The organism is Caballeronia sp. S22, assembly GCF_964261745.1.
GTDB classification, from domain to species: Bacteria; Pseudomonadota; Gammaproteobacteria; order Burkholderiales; family Burkholderiaceae; genus Caballeronia; species Caballeronia jiangsuensis.
The window spans coordinates 593,329-612,776 of sequence record NZ_OZ180040.1 but is presented as its reverse complement, the minus strand read 5'-3'; the positions used below and the strand labels follow the sequence as shown (position 1 = coordinate 612,776).

Below are 19,448 nucleotides of genomic sequence, written 5' to 3'. Positions count from 1 at the left end.
CTCTGCCCGCCCATACACCAGCGTTGACATTACCTCTTGGCAGAGCATGCCTTCACCGCCGTTTTACGCGTCAGCGCATTTCCAGTGCCCTGCTCGCGTTCAGATTTTTGCGCAACGTCTCCACATCCTTCGCATCGACGGCTGCTGCCGCGTTACCCCAGCTGTTGCGGATATAGGTCGCAACAGCGGCGGCATCAGCGTCCGACAACTTCCAGGCGAACGCGGGCATCTGCGCGCTGGTCGGGTCGCTGGCCGTCGGAGCGCCGCGGCCGCCCACCAAAATCGTGCGGATGAGGTTATTAGCACCCGGCGCCTGCACGCCTGGGTTGTGCGCCAGCGACGGCACCATCGCACTAACGCCGTCGCCATTTGTCTTGTGGCAGGCCGTGCAATTGATCCGGTACAACGCATAACCGAGCGCCATCGTCTGGTCGCTTCCGGACAGCGCTATCGGCGCCGACTTGTCGGAACCCGGCAGGCTCTTCAAGTAAACGGCTATGGCCTTCAGATCGGCCTTCGTCATGTACTGCGTCGAGTTTGTGACAGCCTCCCCCATTGACCCGGCGGCGACGCTGATGCGATTGCCGCCGGTCTGCAGATGGGCGACGAGATCTGCTTCGCTCCAGTTTCCGATCCCGACGTAGCGATTGCCTGTAATTTCCGGTGCGTGCCAGCCGTCGAGATCGTAGCCTTGCAGATAACTGATATCACCGCCGAGGAAGTTCTTCCCGCTATGGCACGCGGTGCAGTGGCCAAGCCCATCGACCACATACGCACCACGATTCCATTCGACCGACTTCGATGAATTCGGCCTGAACGGTGTGGGATTGAAGAACAGCAGATTCCATCCAAACATCATCTGCCGGATGTTGAACGGGAACGGCATCTGATTGCCCCGCGGCGTTTGGGCGACTGCCGGAACCGTTTTCAGGTATGCGAAGATGTCGAGCAGATCCCGATCGCTGACGCGCGCATACAGGTTATATGGCATCGCTGGATACAACAGCTTGTGATGCGGCGCGACGCCTTGCTTGACCGCCTTGAGGAATTGCGCGTCGGTCCAGCGACCGATCCCATGCTCCAGATCCGGAGTGATATTGCTGGACACGATAACGCCGAATGGTGTATTGAGGCCGAGGCCGCCCGCGAACGGCGCGCCGCCCTTCGCAGTATGACATGCGATGCAATCACCGGCCCGCGCCAAATACAATCCGCGCCTGACCGGATCGGTCTGTGCACTGCCGTCTGCCTCGCCGTATTCGACGACACGTTTGAGTAAATCAGGATCGTCAGCGCTGACATTGCGCTGGGCGCTCCGCCACGCAACCAGTCCGCCCAACACCAGAAGTGCGAGCACCACCAGCACCGCAAGCACGATGCCAACGCGCCGAGCATGTGCGCCGGGCGGCTTCAGTTCACCCGTGGATTGTTGTGTCATCGTTCATACCTTGACCAGTGGGCCGGGCGCTTTCAGATAGGTGTCCCGGATCGCCTGCGCCGCATGTAGAGTGAGCGCCGCGACCGTCCCCGTCGGGTTGTAGCCCCCGTTGTTCGCGAACGCCGAGGCGCCACAAACAAACGTGTTCGGGACGTCCCAGCTCTGCAGATACTTGTTGACCGCGCTGGTTCGCGGATCATCGCCCATGCAAGCGCCGCCCGTGGTATGCGACGACAGATTCGTCATCGGCGTAAAAGGAGCGGCTGTCGGCTCCGAGCGCTCGATGGTTTCGGCATTCATCGCGCGCGCAATTTCTTCTGATTTGCCCGCCATGAACTTTCCCGAACGTTTGTCGTTCTCGTTCCAGTCGAACGTGACACGCAACAGCGGCTGTCCATGCCGGTCCTTGTAGACCGGATCGAGATCGAGGAAAACATCGCGATGAGGATAGCTGTTACCCATCACGTAGATCGAGTTGAAATTCTGGTACGCCTTCTGATAAGCCCTCTTCCAGGCCGATCCCCAGGCCGGTGTCCCTTTCGGCAGCCCGGAGGACATGCCTATGGGACGACCGTTCGTCGAGTGGATGATCGCCACGCCTCCGCCAATAAAGTCGTAGCCCGTGTGGTCGAAGTTGTCGCTGTTGAAATCGTCGATGCCGTGTGCGAGCGCGCCAGCGCCGATGAACGGATTGAGTTGCTGATCCTTGAGCCAGATCGACGCTCCAGAGATCGTCTGATAGGCGTAGTTGCGGCCCACCACCCCTTCCCCGGTGTCGCGGTTATACGGCTTGCCGATGCCCGACAGCAGCATCAGCCGTACATTATCGAACTGATAGGCGGACAACACAACAATGTCGGCAGGCTGCTCCCATTCCTGCCCGTCGTTATCGATGAACGTCACGCCGCTGGCCATCTTCCTGTCCGCGGTCAGGTTGACGCGCAGCACTTCGGCATTCGGAATCAAGCTGAACTGCTTGCGCATCATCAGTGCCGGCAGCACGCAAGCTTGCGGGCTGCTCTTCGACCAGTTGCCACAGCCGAAGAACTCGCAATAACCGCAGTACGTGCACGGCGCCATCTTTACGCCCAGTGTGTTCGTATAAGCGCCGGACGTGTTGCCGGCCGGCACCGGGAACGGGTGATAGCCAAGGCCCTTCGTCGCCTTCTCGAATAGCAGTGCCGCCTGCGTGCGCGCAAGCGGCGGCAGAGGATAATCGCGCTGGCGCGGCCCTTCGAAGACGTTGCCGCCTTCGATCTTGTTGCCCTGGATATTGCCTGCCTTGCCGGAAGTGCCTGCGATGCGTTCGAACTTGTCGTAGAACGGTTCGAGTTCGTCGTAAGTGATGCCCCAGTCCTGTACCTGCAGCCCCTCGACGAACTTCTTCTTGCCGTACTTCTCAACGGTATGCGAATACGTGACGAAATCGGTGGGCAGGAAGCGCCACGTCATCCCGTTCCAGTGCGAGCCCGCGCCACCCACCCCCCAACCGAACTGATAGGTATTCAGGTCCCGCAGCGGCAGCGCCTCTTGGTCCGGCCGGTTGCGAAACGTCATCGTCTCTACGCTCAACGGCTGCATCAATTCGCGCCGGCGCGCGAAACGCAACTCGTCGGTATCGATTGTCGTCGGAAAATCCGTGCTGGTATCGCGCCACGATCCGCGCTCGATCGCCACCACGTTTAACCCTGCGAGCGTGAGTTCATTTGCCATCAGCGATCCGGCCCACCCCAGGCCGACGATGACAGCATCTGCCTTTGGTCGCTTTTGCGCCATGCTGGAAACTCCTGTTGCGATGTATTGTGGAAGCGGCGCGTATCGGACGCGCCGATGCCTTGATGGATTCAGGACTGAACCGCCTGTGACTGCTTGCGAATGAAGCTCACCGGCTTGATCTCCAGTTTTTGCCCTGGCTTGTCCAGATAGTCGCGGAAATCGTATTGCGCCCCTGGAAAGCCCACCATCTTCCAGCCCGCCATGTCCTTGTTCCCACCGTAGATCGGGTCCGAGAAGAAGCCTTCTCGGACATTCCACAGGACCAGAGTAAAAAACTGCCTGGCGTCGACGTTCGGCATCGGCAACGTACCCGCTTCCCACTGGCCGATCATGTCGTCTTGCGCATCGGACGCCAATGCGACGAATGGCTTGCCGCCGGAATGCGCCTTGACCGCCGCATCGAAAGCGGCCAGGCCGGCGCGCCAGCGGGCCGCGGGCCCTTCCTTGAATTGTGGACCGGCTTGGGGCAGCCCCTCCTTCAATGGTCCGTCGAGATAGAGATAGGTCCCCTTGCCGTATTCTCCAGCGAGCTGTGCGTCGACAAACACCGCACAACCGGCTTCCTTGCCGCCGATGCTGAGATCGTCAGCCGGGATAAGACGGTTTGCGATGGCTTCGGTCAATGCCGCTTCGTCCTCAGTAAAGAATTTCCACCCGTCTGCCACGATTGGCTTCGGCGGAGGCGTTGCGTTGCCGGTCCATGGCATGCCCCCCCAGATGACCTTCGCTTTTGCAACCGCGATGCTGCCAACCAGCAGCGCGAACGATATAAGAAACCCGCGTCTACGCATGCGTAACCACCCAGGAAGTCAGTGAACAAAGATTGCCGGTCAACACCATGTAAGCCGCTCGGAAAGTTGCGCGACGCCGACCTATGATCGTATGTCGAGATTCGCAACCCAACACTATCATACAAATCTTTAGATGCTTCATCCATCTTTCCGGCTTTGATTGGGACGCTTTTATTTAGGCATGCTATCCACTAAAGTTGTATGGTATACCGGCCTGAAGACAAAAACTAAATGACCGGCATCACCCTGGCGGATGCTTCGTGACGTAACGTCCGGGCGCAGGCTCGATCGTTCTGAACTTCGTGTTGCCCAGCTTATTCCGTGCCCCGACCTGCTTGCTCGCATGCAATGCAGCCAGTCGCTCCAGTGGGTCCACCAGCTTCCCGGATGTGACGTTGCCGATGTGAGCTAGGCTTCCGGATCGTCGCCGAGCTTGCGGCCGGCCCAGTAGCTGCGCTTGTTCTTCGACGCCGAATTAGACCTCTACGCAACCGTCGCCACTCTGCCGTTTGGCGAATCTTCGCCGCGTAGTTCCCATCGGAGCCGCGTGGATCTCGGATAGACGCCCCAGGCAGATGGAGAACGGAGTGCAATTGGCCATTGCGTCCGACCAGTACGATGAGTCGCATCCGCATAGCACGGCTGAAGCGAACGAGCATCGGCCATGGACTTTCGGCACGGCCTACCCTAAAAGCGTAAGGATTCGAAGCGTAAGGATCTAACACTCTGTTTCGTGATTTAGGATGTCGGTGCCAGAAATCGGCATCGCGCGGCTACAGTAGGTGCTTTTGCATACCCAAGTCGACGATGCGGCCGATTAGCCGCTCGCCGTCATCCGATTCGGATTAAGGCAATGCTGATCAAGCCGTGTAAACGCGACCGATCACGATTGAGCATGCGTAAACTCTTCGAATAACCGATGAAGATGGTCATTCCGCTTCCTTTTATCGTGCCGCAGGCGTTCTGCACGGGCTTTTGGCCCGTGTTTCGCCCATTACGGGCGCACCTGTCCCGTAAATCGGCCTCGCGACAGGTAAAGGTTCGCCAGCGCGAGCGAAACGAAGGCGCGATTGGCATTCTTCGCCAGGCCGCGATAGCGCACCTTCGTGAAACCCCACAACCGTTTGACCACGGCGAACACATGTTCGACGCGGGCGCGAATCTTCGACTTGTTGCGGTTCTTGCGACGCGCCACTTCATCGACGCTGTCCTTGCGGCGCGTGCGCTGATTCGTGAAGTCGCGGGCACGTGGGGCCTTGCCATGGATCAGCGCTTTCTGGCTCGCATACGCGCTGTCGCCATAGACCCGCTGCTCCTGGCCATGCAGAAGCTGCGGCAGTGGGTGTTTGTCGTGCACGTTGGCCGCCGTGACGACGACGCTATGCGTCAGTCCGCTCTGGCTGTCCACGCCGACATGAATCTTCATGCCGAAATACCACTGCTGTCCTTTACGCGTCTGATGCATTTCAGGGTCCCGCGCTTTCTCCCTGTTCTTCGTCGAAGAGGGTGCGCCGATCAGCGTGGCGTCTACAATCGTGCCACTCTTGAGCTTTGCTCCGCGTGCCTGCAACACCCGACCCACCTCGGCGAAGATTCGCTCGCCCAGCTTGTGCTCTTCAAGCAGGTGCCGGAATTTGAGCAGCGTCGTGGCGTCTGGAACGGTTTCGCTGCCCAGGTCGATGCCCACAAAACGGCGCAGGCTGAGGCTGTCGTACAGCGCCTCTTCGCACGCCAGGTCTGCAAGGTTGAACCAGTGCTGTACAAAATGAATCCGCAGCATGCGCTCCAGCGCGATCGGCGGGCGACCGTTGCCGCGTTTCGGGTAATACGGCTCGACCACGACACACAGTTCGGCCCACGGCACGAGCCTGTTCATCTCATCGAGAAACGCTTCGCGTCGCGTAGGTTTGCGCTGTGCTCCGAATCCCGCGCATTGATCGACTGCCATCGCCAGTGTCAGTTGCTTCATCGTTTTTTGCTTTTACCGTCGCATGTCTACGCTATAACGCATGACACCCGTGAGTGGTGGACTTGATCAGCATTGCCTTAAACCTAGTGGGAGATGCTTTCGAGGGACTTTCCTCGGGTTTTCGGCCCTAAGGTTCCAATTGCCACAATAACGAGCAGCATTGCACCGGCGATGAATGTGAAAACGCCTACGACGCCGAAGTCCTTCAGTATGAACGCAATGATGAAGGACGTGAAAACCGCCGACAGACGGCTAAACGAGTAGACGAAACCAACGGCGCGCGCGCGGATTGTCGTGGGATACAGCTCTTGCTGATAGGTGTGGAAAGTGAAAGAAATAATGTTGCCCGCAATCGTGAGGCAGACCCCCAACGCGATGATTGCTGCGGCAGCGCTAACTTGAGAAAAGAGCAGTCCGCATACAATATTAACACCGGCCATAAACATGATTACATGTTTCCGTTCAATTCGGTCCGCAATCCAGAATCCGATCAACGGGCCGACCGGTGCTGCCAGACCGATAATCGTGGTAAATAGCAGGCTATGCGTCACATTAATCCCTTGCTTGATGAGCAAGGTAGGGACCCAGTTTGCGAATCCATAAAATCCAATAGTTTGGAAAATGTGGAAGACGAGCAACATGATAGTCCGGCTTCGGTAGGGAGGCTTCCACATATCGGAAAAGCCAGCTTTCTTAACCACAGGATCCGTCGGGCCGATTTCCGGCAGCACGCCGCCGTGCTCACGCGCTACTTTTTCTTCTAGCTTGGTCAGGATAACGTTCGCCTCTTCGAGCCGACCTTTCGTTGCCAACCACCGGGGACTTTCAGGCAAATTGCGGCGGAACTACCAGATGAAGAGAGCACTCACGCCGCCGATCAAAGCGACCCACCGCCAACCATCGAACCCGAACGGACTAAGCGGCACCAAGAGATATGAAAGAAACGCGACAATAGGTACTGCGGAAAAGCCGATTGCCTGGCAGACGGCAAAAGCACGCCCTCGGAGATGTTTGGGGGCGAGCTCCGACATGTAGGTGCCAATCGTAACTAACTCAACGCCAATTCCAATTCCCGAAACGAAGCGCCACGCATTGAGTCCAAACGCTGTCGTCTGGAACGCCATTATGGTGTTTGCCGCGACGTACCACAACATCGCATATGTGAAGATGGCGCGCCGGCCAAAGCGGTCCGCGAGAAATCCGCACGCGAATGTTCCTACGAACAAACCAGTGAATAAAGCAGCGATAAAACTCGCGACGCCTGAAGTTCCAAAAAGTCCCGTCGTCGTTGCAGTTAATATTCCGCTTTTAACGAGGCCTGGAGCAATGTATCCACTGAACAACAGATCGTAGAGCTCGAAAAAAAATCCTAAGCTAAGCACTGCGATCAATTTCCATACCGAACGCGTGGCTGGCAATCTATCAAGACGTGCGGAGATGTCTGCGTTTTCAGAAGGCGTTGTGACGTCTCTAATTACCGACCCGTTTGTCGTCGGTTGATAATCGTCCGCATAAGGTCCGGCGCTAGGCATTTTGTCTCCTACTTAGTTGATGATGCGCAGCGGAACGCCGCTTGCACTTTTACTCGGCACCAGAATTCAGCGGCACAAACGCCATAGACTCGTTCTTGATTTCACTTGCAACCGAGGTGAATGAACAACTTGCTGTTGCCTCTCTCGCGCTCTACAGCGCGTCAACAACCGCGTCACCGATCTCCTTCGTGCCGACGATCCTGCCGTCCGCCGTCGCGATGTCGCCGGTGCGATAGCCCTGCTCTAGGGTGTTCTTCACCGCACTTTCGATACGGTCCGCCTGCTCGGTCTTGCCGAGTGAATAGCGCAGCATCATCGCAGCTGAAAGGATCGTGGCGAGCGGATTGGCGACGCCCTTGCCCGCGATGTCCGGCGCAGAACCGTGCGACGGCTCGTACAGGCCCTTGTTGTTCTTGTCGAGCGACGCCGACGGCAGCATGCCGATGGAGCCGGTCAGCATCGCGGCTTCGTCGGAGAGGATGTCCCCGAACATGTTGCCGGTCACGACGACGTCGAACGCTTTCGGCGCTTTCACCAGCTGCATCGCGGCGTTATCGACATACATGTGCGACAGCTCGACGTCCGGATATTCCTTCGCGACGTCGATCATCGTGTCGCGCCACAACTGCGACGTTTCCAGCACGTTCGCCTTGTCGACGCTCGTCAGCTTCTTCTCGCGCTTCTGCGCCGCCTGAAACGCGACGTGCGCGATGCGGCGCACTTCGGGCTCGGAATAGCGCATCGTGTCGAAGCCTTCCTTCGCGCCGGCAAACGGGCCGTCCGGCGCTTCGCGCAGGCCGCGCGGCGCGCCGAAATAGATGTCGCCGTTCAGTTCGCGCACGATCAGGATGTCGAGGCCCGACACGATTTCCGGCTTCAGCGATGACGCCGCCGTCAGTTGCGGATAGCAGATCGCCGGACGGAAGTTCGCGAAGAGTTGCAGGTGCTTGCGCAGGCCGAGGATCGCCTGCTCGGGACGCAGCGCGCGCTCGAGCTTGTCGTATTTCCAGTCGCCGACCGCGCCGAACAGGATCGCGTCGGCTTCTTTCGCGAGCGCCAGCGTGGAATCGGGCAGCGGATGGCCCTTCGCCTCATAGCCCGCGCCACCGACCGGCGCTTCTTCAAGCTCGAACTTCTCGCCGAGCGCGTTCAGCACCTTGACCGCTTCGGCGGTGATTTCCGGACCGATCCCGTCGCCGGGCAATACTGCAATCTTCATCGTCTCTTCCTTCTTTGATCGTGTTTCGATTTATCCGACGAGCCGGTTATTCAGCCACGGCTGCTTCGCGAGGCGCTCGGCTTCGTATTGCTTGATCTTGTCCGCGTGACGCAGCGTGAGGCCGATATCGTCGAAGCCGTTCAGCAGGCAGTACTTGCGGAAACCCGGCACCTCGAACGCGTACTCGGTGCCGTCGCCGGTGCGCACGACCTGCGCTTCGAGATCGATCGTCAACTGGAAGCCGACGAACGCGGAGGTCTCGTTGAACAGCTTGTCGACCTCGCTGTCGGTCAGCACGATCGGCAGCAAGCCGTTCTTGAAGCAGTTGTTATAGAAGATGTCGGCGAAACTCGGCGCGATGATCGCGCGAAAACCGTATTGATCCAGCGCCCACGGCGCGTGTTCGCGCGAGCTGCCGCAGCCGAAGTTCTTGCGCGTCAGCAAAATCGATGCGCCCTTGTAGCGGTCCTGATTCAGCACGAAATCCGGGTTCAGCGGACGCTCGCTGTTGTCCTGGCCCGGCTGGCCGACGTCGAGGTAGCGCCATTCGTCGAACGCGTTCGGGCCGAAGCCGGTGCGCTTGATCGACTTGAGGAACTGCTTCGGGATGATCGCGTCCGTATCGACGTTTTCGCGATCGAGCGGCGCCACGAGCCCACAGTGAACAATGAATTTTTCCATGTCGCTTTACCGGTGAATGTTGTGCGGGCCCGTTCAGGAGAGCTTGCGGATGTCGACGAAATGGCCTTCGATGGCCGCCGCCGCCGCCATCGCCGGGCTCACGAGGTGCGTGCGTCCGCCCGCGCCCTGGCGCCCTTCGAAGTTGCGGTTCGACGTCGACGCGCAACGCTCGCCCGGCTCCAGCCGGTCGGCGTTCATCGCGAGACACATCGAGCAGCCCGGTTCGCGCCATTCAAAACCGGCGTCGGTGAAGACCTTGTCGAGCCCTTCGCGCTCGGCTTGCGCTTTCACGAGGCCCGAGCTCGGCACGACCATCGCGAGGCGGATATTCGACGCAACGCGGCGTCCGAGCGACTTCACCACGTACGCGGCGGCGCGCAGGTCTTCGATGCGCGCGTTCGTGCACGAGCCGATGAAGATCTTGTCCGGGCGGATTGATTCGATCGGCGTGTTCGGCTGCAACGCCATGTAGGTCAGCGCGCGCTCCATCGCGTCGCGCTTGACGGGGTCCTTTTCCTTCTCGGGATCGGGCACGCGGCCGTCGATCGACGTCACCATTTCCGGCGACGTGCCCCACGTCACTTGCGGCACGATTTCAGCCGCGTTCAGTTCGACGACGCGGTCGAACTGCGCATCCGGGTCCGACTTGAACTGGCACCAGTATTCGGCGGCCTGCTGGAACTCCGTGCCCTGCGGCGAGAACGGACGGTCCTTCAAATAATTGATGGTGGTGTCGTCCACGGCGACCATGCCGGCGCGCGCGCCCGCTTCGATCGCCATGTTGCACACAGTCATGCGGCCTTCCATCGAGAGCGCGCGAATGGTCGAGCCGCCGAATTCCATCGCGTAGCCGGTGCCGCCCGCCGTTCCAATCTTGCCGATGATCGCGAGCACGATGTCCTTCGCGGTGCAGCCGCGCGGCAACTGGCCTTCGACCTTGACCAGCATGTTCTTGCTCTTCTTTTGCAGAAGCGTTTGCGTGGCGAGCACGTGCTCGACCTCCGACGTGCCGATGCCGTGCGCCAGCGCGCCGAACGCGCCGTGCGTGGACGTGTGCGAGTCGCCGCAGACAATGGTCATGCCCGGCAGCGTCGCGCCCTGCTCCGGCCCGATGATGTGCACGATGCCCTGGCGCAGGTCGTTCATCTTGAACTGCGTGATGCCCAACGCATCGCAATTGGAGTCGAGCGTGTCGACCTGCAGCTTCGAAACCGGGTCCGCTATGCCGTGCGAACGGTCGGTGGTGGGCACATTGTGATCCGACACCGCCAGATTCGCACTGATGCGCCACACCGGGCGCTCGGCCAGCTTCAGGCCTTCGAACGCCTGCGGGCTCGTCACTTCATGCAGCAGGTGACGGTCGATATAGAGGATCGAGGTGCCGTCCTCTTCGGTGTGAATCACATGCGTGTTCCACAGTTTGTCGTAAAGCGTGTTTGCTTCTGACATGAGCTTGAAGGCCGCGCGAGTGAAAAATGATCGGTCCTCGCCGGCGCGGCGCGCCGGAGCCGAGGAGAGGGGACAGTGACAACGTCGCTAGGGGAAACCCGGGGAATTGGTCAGCGTCGACGGTATGCGTGGCAGGCGTCTCGCGCTTGCCTTGATGTAGTGCTGGCTTTCATGTCGTCTCCGATTGTAATGTTTCAGCCAGTATATTTTGGTCGCCGATAACGGTAAAATCAAAAATAGCGAAACCTGATATGCGAAAATTGGTTCGTCAGGAAAAAGTATGGGTGGTCGGAGGCTCAGGGAGCCTTCCAAGTGCATGATATAGCGCGATTTCCGTCGCTTTGAAGGTCTTGAAACCATAGGCTTTTCTCATGGTCACTTTCGCCTTGTTGTTCAAGCCCTCGACGATGCCGCTGGAGAACTGCCCGCGCGCCCGGAAGTAATTGAGGATCAACTCACGATGGGCGCGCACGGTACGAGCGAACTTCTTCATCGGTTCGATGCGCGAGTACATCACCTGGGTACACCACTGATCGAGGAATTTCCCGGCCCAAACAGGTGAGATGTAATCCCAGAGTTGTTGGAACTCTTCTTTAAGCAGCCAGGCGCGAACGGTGCTCAAGTTGTATTGAAGCAAATCGCGCAGGCGCAACCGCTGTTTGTCAGTCAGGTTTTCCTGTCGCTTGAGCAGGCACCAGCGGGACTTCGTGAGCACCGGCTCATAGCCATCGCGGCGCATGCGGCGAGCTTCCTCGGCGCGAACCTCATCGATCGCCTTGTTCATCTTGGCGACGATGTGAAAGCGGTCGAGGATGTTTAGCGCATTAGGGCAATGCAGCGCGATCATCTCGAGGTAGGGCTTCCACATGTCTGAGCACACGAACTCGATCTTCTCGCAGAGCTGTTTTCCTATCACCGCGAAGAATTTGGCGAAACTGTCTTTCGTGCGCTCCTGCCCGACCCAGAGCAGCCGCGTGCAGCCAGCCTCGATTTGGTAGACGAGCGTGAGGTATTTGTGTCCACGACCATACTGGATTTCATCGACGCCCAACGCGCGGATCGTACCGAGTTCGCGATGGCTCAGCCCCCACTCGACGACCCATTCCACTGCGTTGAAGACCTTCTCCCAAGTGGTCCGGAAGCTGATTGCTGTTTCTTTCCAGGAGAGCTTACGTGCCCATTGCGCCAGGAAGATCATGTAAGCGCGGGTGAGCGTGTGCTTGCCGTTGGCCCACGGCAAAGCTTCGACCTTCACGCCACAAGCACGACAATCGACGCGCCGCATGGTATAGAGCAGAAACACGGCGAAGCCCCAGACGGGGATAAACTCGAAGCGGCGCTCCGTGAGCGAGTCATAACCCCGCGCAGGCTGGTTACAGCATGAGCAAATCGCCTTCGAACCCTTGCGCGGCCGAACGTCGATTTCGATGGATTGGGTTGCCTCGCACAGCCGTGCACCTTCATATACAAAGCCGGGAAAATGATGACAAGCATTAAGCAGACGGGTCAGCAACATGGTTAGCAAGCTCAGGACCGGCAAGGGCGAAGCCGCCATTGTCACCGAACAGCAAGCGCTTGAGCAGTACGTCCCAGATCTGCATAACTGGCCTGCGTCGTGGCGAGTCGACGACGAAGATATTTCGACTGGACGGACAATCGTAGCAATATTCACGCCGTTCCTTGAGCATCTCCTAACCTTGAGATGCGCGCGCAAGACATTGCTTCGGCACCGCGATCACATCTGGTTGCTCGGCGGCGAAATGATCCGACGCCGGCATGAAGATCCCGATCTTCTTACCCTCCCGGTGGAAACCCTCCTGGACAAACTCATCGAGGAAGACGGCGGACCCCTCATCTGGCCAGCTATCTCCGAGTCCGCACAAAACTCCTTTGATGCAACATGTCGCAAGCTCTATCAATATTTAAATCGAGCTTCACTTGGCTAGCCGCACACCCTTAATTCACCCACAGGTTTCTCCGACGAGCCCGAAAATTAGATGGCTGAGAATGTGACCTTTCGCAACGTTTCAAGTTGCTGCCGATCGAAGTTCATAGCGTCGATCTTCAAGTGCCACCGGGTCACACACCCGCCCGAACGCGTTAAGAACTGTTGTTGCGGGTTTCCCGTCAGGGGTTCACGCTTTGAATGTTGAACCCCACCATCAACAACTCCGCCTTGTACTAACAACCTCCCCCTATCTCTCGTCGACGCCACATTGCCGACCACACCCCTCCCTGTCTGAGCGGTCGGCTACCGGCCGCACCGACATCTCACCTGTCACTTTCGGTCATTTCGACGATGAAATCCTTCACCTGCTGAACGTCCGCCGGGAATAACTCGAAGCGCTGCGGCAGTGACTCCAGCCCGACGAACGCCGCGGGCCGCTGCGGCTCGCGTTGCAGCGCTTCGCGGATAGTTTCGCCGAACTTGATCCGCTGCGCGGCTCGAGCACGATCATCGGCACGCCGGGCAACCGGGAAGTTGGAGGCGAGGGGCATGTGCGTCTCGAGAACTCTGGCGTCGAGCAGCGAGACGTCGAAAGAATCACAACCGCCCTTCTTCCACCGACGACCGTCTGTACCCCCGGACTGCGGCGCCGTTTGGTATAAGGGTCCCAGCGCGAGATTCGTTTGGGCGCCACAACTTATAGGCACTCCTCACCTCTTTTCGCGCCAGGTTGACCATGTGCTTGCTTTGGCAAGATGCGTTGGATTCCGACGTGTTCCCCGCTGAAAGATTAGCTTATGGTCGCCGTAATGGTCACTTCAACCAACAGTTCCTCTGATGCCAAGTGTGCCTGGACGGTAGTTCGGGCAGGCGCCGCACCGGCAGGAACCCAGGATTCCCAAACCTCATTCATCGCCGCAAAATCACGGATATTTCGCAAAAAAATCATCGCGGTCAGAATTCTTGAACGATCACTGCCCGCCTTTGCCAGGAGGGTATCTACTCGAGACAGCACTTCGTGCGTCTGATGAACAACGTCACCTGCAGCTGCTCCCTTCGCAGTTTGCCCACAGAGATAAACAATGTTCTCGTGTCGGACGATCTTGCTCATGCGAGGTGTGACGTCAATCCGTTCAATTTGAGTTGTCATTCCGAACCATCCTCAATGATATTTGTTTCGTTGGCATCTGGATCTAGCGCTGCCAGTGAATGTAGTGGAATTGGTTTGATGGGAGCCCGGACACGATAGGCTCCAATCTCCTGCGGTGAGGCGCCGCGCGCCTCGGCCAATATTTGTGTCACGGTGATACCACACATGCGTCCCTGACAGGGGCCCATGCCGCACCGGCTAAAAAACTTGGTTTGATTTGGTCCCGCACAACCGAGTCGTGCCATCTCGCGAACCCGGCCGGCGTCCACTTCTTCGCAACGGCAGACCAGTGTCTCGTCGCTCGGCGAGCCAATCCATGCCGGCGGCCGATAAAGCGCATCCAGGAACGGACGAACGGCTCGTTCGTTCGCGAGACGCTTTGCCCAACGCGAAGCTTGCTTATCCCGCTCAGCGGCATCAATGCGTCCCAGGGCATGAGCAATCCCAAGTGCCGCGAGTGTACCGCTCGCCTCTGCCGCGCGGGCGCCGTCAATGCCGCCACCGTCGCCAGCAATCCATACGCCCTCTAACGCACTCATGCCCCTGCTATTCCGATCGGGACGCCAGGCTAGTTGAGTTTCGCTCCAAGTGTGCTTCAACCCCAACAAACGCGTGAGCTGCGAGTTTGGGACAACGCCGTGATGAACGAGCACGACATCTGCCGCTAATGCGACTTTCTTTCCGCGATGCAGAAAGTGCACCTCACGCACGCGATACTCGCCCTGAATCGAGACTTCGGTCGCGCATTTGTACCAAGGTATTCCGGACGAGCGCAGCTTCGCAAGCATACGCAGCCCTTTGAGTAGCGGCCCGGGAGCGCGTAACGCAGCGGGCAAATGTCGCAGCGCGCGAGTCCAATTTTCAATGGGCGCAGTCTCGACCAGTGCGGCCACGTGAGCGCCAGCCGAGAACAACTGACATGCGACGAGAAGCAGAAGCGGGCCGGCGCCCACAAGGACAATCCGTCCGTCTGGAATCGAAGGCCCTGACTTCAGCGCGATCTGCGCGGCGCCAGCGTTTAGTACGCCCGGTAGTGTCCAGCCCGGAACGGGCGATGGCCGCTCCTGAGCACCGGTAGCGATAAGCAGATGGGGCGCTTGGAGGCGCTCAGACCGGCCCGCCATGCTCAACGTAACGTTTCGATTCTGGTCAACGTCCCATACTAATGCGCCGGCACGAACGTCGACAGCAGTCTGGCTCAGCCGCATCAGCAGCGCGCTGCCGGCTACATAGTCACGCCCGAGGAGTGCCTTGACTGACGAATCGACTACGCCGATGTTCCGATAGATCTGCCCACCAGGCCTGGGCTGCTCGTCGACAAGCGCAACCTTCAATCCCAACTCACTAGCGGTCGCCGCTGCCGCCATTCCCGCGGGGCCTGCACCAACTACTATCATGTCATGCGTCATTCCACTCCTCCGGCGCAACGAGCCCCGCTCTGCAGGCGCACCCTCATGCCCTCCCCTACTTCGAGCATGCAGGCCTGGATATTTGGCTGACCGTCAACCTCGACGAGGCACTCGAAGCAGACGCCCATGAGACAAAGCGGCGCTCTTGGCGAGCCGGAGACGGGCGTCGTACGAGTGTGGTCGATCCCAGAATCGAGCAACGCGAGCGCAAGCGTGTCGCCTTCACGCGCTTCAACCGTACGACCCTCGACAGTCAGCGTTATGGATCGCCGCGGCGATTCAGTTTGTAGAGTTCTGAACATGGAAACGATTTGCCCTGAAAGTTTGAACGTCCGCGGGCGCCGCCGCGCCGCAAATCCAGTCTGATATAGTGCCAGCATGATGCGCGGCCAAGGTAATTCCGCTATGACAGGTGACGAGATATGCACCAGGGCACTCTTGTGACACGTCGTATATCGGATAACCGTCGGGCGTCATAACGCGCAATGCACCCCACGCACGTATCACATTGACGGTCTTCAGAAGGGGGAAATATCGCTCTGCGTTCCTTGCGATCCGCCCTAGTTCCTTCACGGTGGTTGCATCATTAAACCCGACGTCTTCTTTCGAGTCCCCTATCTGAATCACTCCCTCGCCGGTCTGCCGCACGTGCAAAGTCGGATAACGCAGAAACGGTTGCATCCGCTCGGTCACAAGAATTTGTCCACGTACGGGTTCAACGGGCGCATGCAGGCCGACCATAGGCGCCAATGTGCGATTGCCCAGGCCCGCCGCAAGTACAATGCGACTTGCGGCATATCGGCCCTTCTGGGTCCGGACGTGGAATTCCCCCCCGCGATGGTCGATTGCCTCGACGTTTTCTCCGGTGCTCAACTTGCCGCCGAGGTTCGCGAACGCCTGCACCAGGGCACGAAGCAGTCTCAGCGGACTCACGTGACCGTCGAGAGGCGAGAAAATCGCCCCAACAACGTCGGGACCGACCTCTGGAATGCGCGCTCGTACGTCGGCCGCACTCAGGCGTTCGTAGGGATAGTCGCTTCCGAGCGAGTCATGAATGCGATCCATATCAGCGGCCCAGCGCGTCAGTTCCCTATCGCTGAAGCTCAATCGCATTCCGCCTACTTGCGACAGTTCGACCTCGACGCCCGATTGTCTTGTCAGCTCAGCCGCGAACTCTGGCCACAGCGCGGCCGACGTTACACTCCATCTCGCGTACGGTGGCTTTGCGACTCCTTTTCCCTGTACCCAAACCAAGCCAAAGTTTCCTCTAGTCGCCCGAAAGACATCGTCGCCCTGGTCCAGCACGATTACCCGCTGCCCGGCTCGCGCCAGGCCGTAGGCGACAGACATCCCGCTTACACCTCCGCCGATGACCAAAACGTCAGTTGAAGAGTCGGTTTTCATGTTTTTCCAGAAAGAACACGGTCAAGACCGAAGAGCCGGTCGAGCACAATCAACAGCAACAGGGTCATTGCGATAAGGACGGTGGATACGGACGCCAGAAGCGGGTCGATAGTATTAGCGATGTAGTTGTACATCTTGACGGGAAGCGTCTCGGTCGCTGCGGAGCTGACAAAGATGGACATTGTCAGTTCGTCGAAGCTCGTGACGAACGCAATCAGCCAGCCACCTGCAACGCCCGAAATGATCAACGGAAGCTCAACACGACGAAATGTGGTCCATCCGGATGCGCCCAACGTCTGTGCTGCATTGGACACGGACCGATCGAATCCCGCTGCTGACGCGACTACGAGTCGCAAGGCATAGGGCAGGATGACCAGAACGTGACCCAAAACAAGCGTCGACATGGAACCCGCAATGTTCAACTGGGAAAAAAAGCGCAGAAGCGCAATGCCCAACACAACGTTTGGAACCATCAGAGGCGAGAGAAGAAGACTCATTACCGCGTCCCTTCCCCAGAAGCGGAACCACGCGATCGCCAGCCCTGCTGGTACGGCTAGGACCGTCGCGATAGTTGCCGCGCCAGCTGCAAGACCCACGCTTCGTTGAAACGCCGCAATGAAATCAGGTGCGTCGAGTATCGCGCGATACCACCGCAAGGACGCTCCATCAAATGGCATTGAAACGTATCCCTTATCTGTAAGCGAGACAAGCACGACTACAACGAGCGGCGCCAGCATGAAGCAGGCGAACGCCACATGAAACGCGAGAAGGTACGATGGGGTCTTGCGCATCAAAACACCTGTCTGTAGCGACGTTCAACGTAACGTCCGACACCGACCGAGATGAGCAACACCGCCGCCATCAGCACCACCGCGATAGCCGTGCCGAGCGGCCAATTAAGGTTACTCAGAATCTCGTCATAAATAGTCGTTGGAACGACCTTGAGTCGACGACCGCCAATGATTGCCGGGGTAGCAAACGCGCTAGCAGTCAACGCGAACACCACCAGTCCGCCAGAAAGCACGCCCGGAATTACTTGCGGCACTACGATTCGACGCAATACTGTCAGCGACGATGCCCCCAATGTTTCCGCTGCACTTTCAGTCGAAACGTCCATCCGCTGCAACGAAGTCCAGACCGCCAACACCATGAATGGCACCTGCACATGTACGAGCGCCACCACGACGCCGGAAAATGTAAACATCATCTTCACGGGTGCGTCGATGAGCCCGATTTTCAACAGTATCGAATTCAGTAGTCCTTCGTTGCCCAGCAGCACCGCCCAGCCAAGCGTACGTACGACAACGGACATGAGAAGCGGACCGAGGACGACGAACATCGACAACGCTCTCCACCGCGGTGATAACCGACTCAGAACGTACGCTTCTGGCACGCCGATGAGGATGCATAGCAGCGTCACGAGCGACGCGAGCCCGAACGTCCTTGCAAAAATTCCGCGATAATACTGGTCGCCGAACACCTGCGTGTATTGATATAGCGTTAGATGCGTACTCTCAACCGGAGGAGTTGAATGCAGACTCTGAGACAGCGTGAGAACAAGCGGAATTGCAACGAAAGCAAGCATCAAGACAGATGCGGGCGTTGTCAGCCAGTAAGGTAGTCGATTGCGCAATGAGTCCATTAGCCTTCACCTTTCGCAACGACGCACACGTGCTCGGACTCCCAACAGAGGCCGATCTTTGAACCTTCGGTTGTGGGCGGATTTCCGCTGTTTATCTGCACGTATTGAATTACACCCAGCGGAGTTTGCACGTTCAGCAACCAGTGATTTCCGAGGAATGTACGCCCGACGACCTCGCCAAAAATATACGCGCCGTCAGTGCTTTCTCGAATTTTCTCGGGCCGGACGATGTAGTCGACTTCGCCCGTCTGCGCGTCGCTCAAACAGGGCAAGCGAGTCCCATTGACGTCGACAGCGCCGCCGTAATTGAAGCCGCTTAGAACATTGGCCTTGCCGAGAAACTTCGACACAAAACTTCCGTTGGGTGCCTCGTACATATCGAACGGAGTCGCGACCTGCTGGACAGCGCCCTTGTTCATCAGGACCACACGGTCGGCCAATGTCATCGCTTCTGCCTGATCGTGGGTCACCATGACGGTGGTGATGCCGAGCCGCTCCTGCAGCGCCCTCAATTCCACCTGCATGTCCTCCCGCAGTTTCGCGTCAAGCGCCCCCATTGGCTCATCAAGCAGAAGCACTCGAGGCTCAATGACGAGTGCACGCGCCATAGCGACGCGCTGGCGCTGGCCACCGGAGAGCTCGCGCGGGAAGCGCTCACCAAACCTCTCAAGATGCACGAGTTCGAGCGCCTCCTGTACCCGCTTCTTTCGGTCAGCAGATGACACTCGCCGCATTTCGAGACCAAAACTGACGTTCTCTTGCACCGTCATGTGAGGAAACAGTGCGTAGCTCTGGAAGACGATGCCTAGCCCGCGTGCACTCGGCTTTACGTTCGTTATGTCCTCGCCATCGAGAATGATTCTCCCGGACGTCGGAGTAACAAGCCCTGCCACCATCTGGAGCGTCGTTGTCTTTCCGCAACCAGAGGGTCCAAGCAAGCAGACAAGCTCTCCCCGCTCGATGGAAAGAGTACATTCTTTGACCGCTACGAAATCGTCGTACCGTTTCACCAAGCCGTTCAGCTGTAGATAACTCACGCC

The 19,448-nt window shown here is 58.5% G+C and carries 16 protein-coding genes and 2 pseudogenes; 1 reads left to right on the top strand and 17 read right to left on the bottom strand.

All coding sequences use genetic code 11. The features are described 5' to 3' along the window. Positions 1-70: 70 nt before the first annotated feature. From ACEN42_RS41285 to ACEN42_RS41245, 9 genes and pseudogenes are all read right to left on the bottom strand, one after another. A complete protein-coding gene (locus tag ACEN42_RS41285) occupies positions 71-1,438 on the bottom strand; it encodes a cytochrome c (RefSeq protein WP_371884113.1) in 1,368 nt (455 codons plus the stop codon). 3 nt (positions 1,439-1,441) lie between these two features. Continuing rightward, positions 1,442-3,214, bottom strand: coding sequence for a GMC family oxidoreductase (locus tag ACEN42_RS41280; RefSeq protein WP_371884112.1), 1,773 nt, complete (start codon positions 3,212-3,214; stop codon positions 1,442-1,444). A gap of 68 nt (positions 3,215-3,282) precedes the next feature. Then, positions 3,283-4,005 (bottom strand): gluconate 2-dehydrogenase subunit 3 family protein, encoded by a 723-nt coding sequence (locus ACEN42_RS41275; RefSeq protein ID WP_371884111.1) that lies wholly within the window; start codon positions 4,003-4,005, stop codon positions 3,283-3,285. 994 nt (positions 4,006-4,999) lie between these two features. After that, positions 5,000-5,974, bottom strand: coding sequence for an IS5 family transposase (locus ACEN42_RS41270; RefSeq protein ID WP_371884046.1), 975 nt, complete (start codon positions 5,972-5,974; stop codon positions 5,000-5,002). An 83-nt stretch (positions 5,975-6,057) separates the two neighbouring features. After that, positions 6,058-7,506 (bottom strand): annotated as a pseudogene (locus tag ACEN42_RS41265) (MFS transporter). A 151-nt stretch (positions 7,507-7,657) separates the two neighbouring features. Beyond that, entirely contained in the window at positions 7,658-8,725 is a 1,068-nt protein-coding gene (gene leuB, locus ACEN42_RS41260) for a 3-isopropylmalate dehydrogenase (protein ID WP_371884110.1), read from the bottom strand. 30 nt (positions 8,726-8,755) lie between these two features. Continuing rightward, positions 8,756-9,406, bottom strand: coding sequence for a 3-isopropylmalate dehydratase small subunit (leuD, locus tag ACEN42_RS41255; protein ID WP_371884109.1), 651 nt, complete (start codon positions 9,404-9,406; stop codon positions 8,756-8,758). Between the two features lie 33 nt (positions 9,407-9,439). Next, the gene (gene leuC / locus ACEN42_RS41250) at positions 9,440-10,855 is read right to left on the bottom strand and encodes a 3-isopropylmalate dehydratase large subunit (protein ID WP_371884108.1); all 1,416 of its coding nucleotides are present in this window, start codon (positions 10,853-10,855) and stop codon (positions 9,440-9,442) included. A gap of 268 nt (positions 10,856-11,123) precedes the next feature. Further along, positions 11,124-12,371 carry an ISL3 family transposase gene (locus ACEN42_RS41245; RefSeq protein ID WP_371884107.1) on the bottom strand — a complete coding sequence of 416 codons (1,248 nt, stop codon included), beginning with the start codon at positions 12,369-12,371 and terminating at the stop codon, positions 11,124-11,126. Between ACEN42_RS41245 and ACEN42_RS41240 the strand changes: the two genes are divergently transcribed. Further along, positions 12,370-12,801 carry a hypothetical protein gene (locus tag ACEN42_RS41240; RefSeq protein ID WP_371884106.1) on the top strand — a complete coding sequence of 144 codons (432 nt, stop codon included), beginning with the start codon at positions 12,370-12,372 and terminating at the stop codon, positions 12,799-12,801. The genes ACEN42_RS41245 and ACEN42_RS41240 overlap by 2 nt on opposite strands. A gap of 325 nt (positions 12,802-13,126) precedes the next feature. Here ACEN42_RS41240 and ACEN42_RS41235 read toward each other — a convergent pair. The 8 genes and pseudogenes from ACEN42_RS41235 to ACEN42_RS41200 form a co-directional block, all read right to left on the bottom strand. Next, positions 13,127-13,323 (bottom strand): annotated as a pseudogene (locus tag ACEN42_RS41235) (threonine synthase); the annotation flags it as partial. A gap of 270 nt (positions 13,324-13,593) precedes the next feature. Next, complete coding sequence (locus tag ACEN42_RS41230) at positions 13,594-13,953, bottom strand: RidA family protein (RefSeq protein ID WP_371884105.1); 360 nt, start codon at positions 13,951-13,953, stop codon at positions 13,594-13,596. Beyond that, entirely contained in the window at positions 13,950-15,362 is a 1,413-nt protein-coding gene (locus ACEN42_RS41225) for an NAD(P)/FAD-dependent oxidoreductase (RefSeq protein ID WP_371884104.1), read from the bottom strand. Before ACEN42_RS41225 ends, ACEN42_RS41230 begins: the two co-directional genes overlap by 4 nt. Then, positions 15,359-15,664, bottom strand: a complete 306-nt coding sequence (locus tag ACEN42_RS41220; RefSeq protein ID WP_371884103.1) for a (2Fe-2S)-binding protein — start codon at positions 15,662-15,664, stop codon at positions 15,359-15,361. Before ACEN42_RS41220 ends, ACEN42_RS41225 begins: the two co-directional genes overlap by 4 nt. Then, entirely contained in the window at positions 15,642-16,766 is a 1,125-nt protein-coding gene (locus tag ACEN42_RS41215; protein WP_371884102.1) for an NAD(P)/FAD-dependent oxidoreductase, read from the bottom strand. Before ACEN42_RS41215 ends, ACEN42_RS41220 begins: the two co-directional genes overlap by 23 nt. After that, positions 16,763-17,557 carry an ABC transporter permease gene (locus ACEN42_RS41210; RefSeq protein WP_371884101.1) on the bottom strand — a complete coding sequence of 265 codons (795 nt, stop codon included), beginning with the start codon at positions 17,555-17,557 and terminating at the stop codon, positions 16,763-16,765. Before ACEN42_RS41210 ends, ACEN42_RS41215 begins: the two co-directional genes overlap by 4 nt. Further along, positions 17,557-18,408: an ABC transporter permease gene (locus tag ACEN42_RS41205; protein WP_371884100.1), complete on the bottom strand. Its 852-nt coding sequence runs from the start codon at positions 18,406-18,408 to the stop codon at positions 17,557-17,559. The genes ACEN42_RS41210 and ACEN42_RS41205 overlap by 1 nt, the downstream gene beginning before the upstream one ends. Next, complete coding sequence (locus tag ACEN42_RS41200; protein ID WP_371884099.1) at positions 18,408-19,445, bottom strand: ABC transporter ATP-binding protein; 1,038 nt, start codon at positions 19,443-19,445, stop codon at positions 18,408-18,410. Before ACEN42_RS41200 ends, ACEN42_RS41205 begins: the two co-directional genes overlap by 1 nt. Between the last annotated feature and the right edge of the window lie 3 nt (positions 19,446-19,448).